This is a genomic window from Dysgonomonas sp. 521 (genome assembly GCF_010501055.1).
Lineage (GTDB): Bacteria > Bacteroidota > Bacteroidia > Bacteroidales > Dysgonomonadaceae > Dysgonomonas.
Genome location: NZ_QVMO01000151.1, coordinates 1 through 5,217 on the forward strand (window position 1 = coordinate 1; position 5,217 = coordinate 5,217).

4 protein-coding genes and 1 pseudogene are annotated in these 5,217 nt (G+C 39.3%); all 5 read left to right on the forward strand.

What is annotated here, in order from left to right:
* The first annotated feature begins 109 nt into the window (after window positions 1-109).
* On the forward strand, window positions 110-3,214 hold the full coding sequence (locus D0T84_RS21175; RefSeq protein ID WP_163309925.1) for an efflux RND transporter permease subunit: 3,105 nt from the start codon (window positions 110-112) through the stop codon (window positions 3,212-3,214).
* 2 nt (window positions 3,215-3,216) lie between these two features.
* The gene (locus D0T84_RS21180) at window positions 3,217-4,083 is read left to right on the forward strand and encodes a lysophospholipid acyltransferase family protein (protein WP_221413161.1); all 867 of its coding nucleotides are present in this window, start codon (window positions 3,217-3,219) and stop codon (window positions 4,081-4,083) included.
* Window positions 4,084-4,241: 158 nt separating this feature from the next.
* Window positions 4,242-4,505, forward strand: coding sequence for a hypothetical protein (locus D0T84_RS21185; protein ID WP_163309927.1), 264 nt, complete (start codon window positions 4,242-4,244; stop codon window positions 4,503-4,505).
* A gap of 118 nt (window positions 4,506-4,623) precedes the next feature.
* Window positions 4,624-4,884: a hypothetical protein gene (locus D0T84_RS21190; RefSeq protein ID WP_163309928.1), complete on the forward strand. Its 261-nt coding sequence runs from the start codon at window positions 4,624-4,626 to the stop codon at window positions 4,882-4,884.
* 148 nt (window positions 4,885-5,032) lie between these two features.
* Window positions 5,033-5,217: pseudogene (locus D0T84_RS23170) on the forward strand (hypothetical protein); the annotation flags it as partial.

Consider the following 5,217-nt stretch of genomic DNA (forward strand, 5'->3'; position numbering starts at 1 on the left):
TATAGATGAACTGTTTACAAAAAATAATTACAAATCAATAAGTCCTGGTGACGATAAACAGTTGAAACTGTTTGATTTATAACCGGACACTAGTGTAAACTTATAAAACATGAACATCATAAAACTATCAATCATTCGTCCGACTACCGTTGTCGTGATGTTTGTCATACTCGCTTTTTTCGGCGTTTATTCTTTGACACAGCTTAACAGGGAATTAATGCCCCGCATGGAGTTTGACGTTATTTCCGTCAGCACCCTATATCCGGGAGCAGGAGCCAGCGAAGTGGAAAATTCCGTAACCAAAAAGATAGAAGATGCCATCTCTTCTATCGAAGGAATTGAAGAGATTACCTCTACCTCAATAGAAAACTTCTCTTTGGTAACTATCCGGTTAAAAGCCGGAAGTGATTTGGATAAAGCCCTTCAAAATGCACAGCGAAAAGTAAATGCCATACGTTCCGACCTGCCGGAGAGCGTGAAAGAACCGTCTATCAACGATTTTAGCCTCGCCGATATTCCCATTATGACAATCGGAGCAGTGGCAAATATGGGCGAAACAGAATTTTATGACCTCATCGACCACGAAATAAAACCTGCTTTGGAGAGAATACCGGGAGTTGCACAAGTTACGCTCATCGGCGGAAATGAACGTGAAATACAGGTAAATATCAATGAAGAAAGAATGGCTGCATATGGGCTTTCCATTCTCGATATTAGTAATGTATTGATTACCTCTAACCTTGACTTCCCTACCGGAAAAATAAAAAGCGACAATAAACAAACGCAAATTCGTTTGCAGGGGAAATACAGCAGCCTTGCTGATATTGAGAATGTGGTATTGAAGTATATGCCCGATGGAACGGCCATAAAGGTAAAGAATATTGCGGATGTACACGATGGAAATAAGGAAGTAGAAACCCTTAGCCGGATAAATGGAATACCTTCTATTGGTATCACCCTGCAACGCTCTGCCGATGCCAATACCGTAGAAATATCCGAAATAACGCGGGGAATACTGAATGCCTTAGAATCAGAATACGAAACCTCCGGCTTACACTTTATGATAGCGGCTGACAATGCCGAATTTACATTGGAAGCCTCCAACTCCGTGATGATCGACCTTGTAATAGCTATCATTTTGGTAGCCTTTACAATGCTACTTTTTTTGTGCAGTGTACGAAATTCTATTATTGTTTCCATCGCCATTCCTCTATCACTCGTTTCCACGTTCATCGTCATGTATCTATTCGGTTTCAGCCTTAACCTGATGTCGTTGTTAGCTATAACACTTGTAGTCGGCATTTTGGTCGATGACGCCATCGTGGTGATCGAAAATATTCACCGCCACATGGAAATGGGGAAAAACAGGATGCAGGCGGCATACGATGGACTTCGTGAGATAGGTGGTACAATCGTTTCCATTACGCTGGTGCTGGTGGTAGTGTTCATTCCTATTTCTTTGACACAAGGGATTATCGCCAATGTATTTCGTCAATTTGCCGTTACTATCGCCATTGCGGTACTGTTCAGCCTGTTGGTTTCATTTACCGTAGTACCCTTGCTCTACTCCCAGTTTGGGAAAATAGATGAATTTAACCGTGAGGGCTTTATCGGAAAAGGTATTAAGACTTTTGAGAACCGGATAGAGGGTATTGCCAAATGGTTTTCAAGTCTTTTAGCTTGGTCTTTGTCGCATAAGTTGATTACGTTGGTAGTTACTCTTGTGGCTTTGATAGGCTCTATAAGCCTGATAGCGTTTGGTTTTATCGGAAGCAACTTTGCCCCGATGGGAGATCAGGGACAATTTGTTATGAAGCTGGAACTGCCCCGTGATGTTACCATCGAACAATCCAACCAAATCACTTACCAAGCGGAAAACATTTTGAGAAGCAACCCTTTAGTCGAAACCGTATTTACTACCGTAGGCGCAGAAGATAACGGACAACCACAAGCCCGTTTAGCCGATTTGCGTGTAAAGATGATTCCACATAACAGGCGTAACATTTCAACTTCCGATTTTTCACGGGAAGCAAAATTTTTTCTGCAACAGCATATACCCGGAGCGCAAATATGGGTGGCCACAACCGACCTGATGGGAAATATAGATGAAGCTCCGATACAGTATTACATTACCGGACATCATATTGATTCCGTGCGGACGGCTGCCAATCTTCTTCTCCATAGTATCAAATCCGTAAAAGGTATAGTTGATCCCAAGTTATCAGTCGAAGAAAGTAGTCCCGAAATCAGTATCATTCCCGACCGTGAAAAGATGGCAGCATTAGGAATCCCTTTTGAAATGTTGGGCAGGGCATTGGGCGACGCATTCAGCGGAAACAATGACGCAAAATTCAGGCAAAACGAATACGAATACGACATCAATATCCGTCTTGACAATTTCAACCGCAGGAGTACGATGGACGTTGAAAATCTTACACTCATAAATACCTCCGGTGAAGCTGTCAAACTGAAACAGTTTGCACGGATAGAAGAAACCGATGCGCCGGGCATTTTGGAACGCCGTAACCGTAGTTCCTGCATCACGCTAAATTGCCAGGTCGGCGGTCGTCCCATCGGCGACATCGGGCAGGATGTTAGCCAAATAATAAATTCCCTCGATTTGCCGGAAAACATCACGATAATTCCCGGTGGCGAACTTGAAATGCAGGACGAAAGTTTTGGAACAATGGGAATAGCACTCATCATCTCCATTCTGTTGGTTTACCTCATTATGGTATTGCTATACAATAACTACGTGTACCCCTTTGTCGTATTAATCTCTATTCCTCTTGCCATAATAGGTGCATTACTCGCTTTGGCTCTGACGATGGATACCCTTAACCTGTTTACCCTGCTTGGCTTACTTGCACTCATAGGGCTTGTCGCCAAAAATGCCATCATCTTAGTCGATTTCACTAATCAGTCGAAAGAAAAAGGCATGGAACTGAAAGTCGCATTGATTGAGGCAACCCGCCAGCGATTTCGCCCAATCCTGATGACAACAGCTGCAACAGTAATCGGCATGCTTCCCATCGCACTGGCAACCGGAGCGGGAGCCGAATGGAAAAACGGTCTGGCTTGGGTGATGATCGGAGGATTGATTAGTTCCATGTTTCTGACGCTTATTGTTGTTCCGGTGGTTTATTATCTAATGGACAAGATGTTGGTAAAATTGAAATTAGGTAAGAAAAAAGTTTTTGAAATAAAAGAATGATAATGAAACAAATTTTACAAATCATTGCATACAAAAGTCTATATGGGGTTGTCTATATCATAAGTCTGCTGCCGATGACGCTCCTGTATGCAATGGCATCCGTTACATTTTTCCTCTCTTATCATGTTATCGGATATAGGAAAGCAGTTGTGATTCAAAATATTTCACGTTCTTTTCCCGATATGAAATATGGAGAAATCCGCTGTGTGGTAAAGAAATTCTATGCCTGCTTTACCGACTACTTTGCCGAAATACTTAAAAGCATATCCGCTCCGGCAAAGGTACTTGATAAGAAAATAACGTTTGAAAATTTGGAACTTATAGACAGGCACATGAACGCCGGACGGAATGTTATTGTTTGTTTGGGACATTGCGGAAATTGGGAATTGCTGAACTTTATGCCCTATAAACTTCTCCACGATATGTATGCCGTTTATAAACCTCTGCGATCTGGCATAATAAACAGATTGATGATTAAACTCCGGTCGCGGTTCGGTATAAAACTGATACCCGACAAATCCGTTATACGTCATATTCTGACAAAGAAATCATCTGCTGTTTACTTATTTCTGGCCGATCAATGCCCCCGAATAAAAGAAGAAAAATATAAATTCGAGTTATTGAATCAGGAAACCTATCTCTTTTCGGGCATGGAGAAGCTGGCGCGTATAAGTCGGTCGGCAGTTATCTACCTGCATATAGCACAACTATCAAAAGGAAATTATAAAGTAACGTGTATCCCCATATGTTCCGAAGCTGAATCTACGAATGAAGGAGAAATAAGCCAGAAATATGTTGATTTACTGACTGAAAACATCAAAGAAGAGCCATACGGCTGGCTATGGACACATAAACGTTGGAAAAGATAAAACAATGTTCTGACAAATTTATAATCTCAGAAATATAATTATGGATAGTTCCTAAAAATTAAAACGAAATCCACTAAAAAAATCAATGATAGACCTTGTAATTGACTTATGATATCGTATAAACTTTCTTTTGATTAAATCTTAAAAAACAATTGCATATGAAAGAATTATTCGACACGAAGTTATTCAGTCTATTGTCTGAAGCTTCTTCAGTAACAAACCATGAAATACAGAATGCCTATGGGCACTTTATAGAACAAATAGAATCTATTGGTCAATTCGAAACTGATTTCTCGAAAATCTTTCGATTATTGACTTATTCTCGTATAGAGCTTAAAACATTACAAACACAAATTTTATACGAGCAGGGGAAAAAATGCGCTCAAAAATCTCTATATCCAAAAAGCAATATGGTTCCTTGAATCTGAAATTGAGTTACTAAAACTCAAAATTCACTCCCCTCAATCACTACAACAGTCAATTGAGCAAACATTCAAATCTACTTTATCACTCATACCTAAATTTCCGAATCTGGGAATAATGGGTATGACAGAATTGCTCACTTCTATAGAATTGTTGGGTAGTATTGATGAAGCAGGTAAAAATCCTTCGAAAATATCATTTGCCAATGTCTTTGAACAGAGTTTTGGATTCAGTTTCAATGATATTTATGATTGCCAAAGGGAGCTTTTCAAACGAAAGCCTTATAATTTAACTAAAACACTTGATGCTTTAAAAGCAGTCCTTGTCAAAGAATACAATAAACGAAAAGCCCAAAAAGATAAAGATAAAAAAAGATGATTCTGTAATCGACTGATATACTATTTCTTACAATTTAAAATAGAGGGTCTATTCCAGATACCTCTATTTTTATCACCTCATTCTAGCAAGCTTTGTCATACCAATGCATTGGAATTAATCGAATTATTAATTTCAAAAAAGTAAAATCATGTATATCAATAATGAAGATTTTGATAAATGGATGCAAAAGCTATCCAAGAAATTGAATGAAATCGGTCAGGACTTAAAATCCCTGATAAATAACAAAGATTATAGTTATGCGCCTTTCTTTTTTATGTCTAATTCAATAATTTATTGTACTTTAAATAATTCATCTAATAATATGGAGTTGTT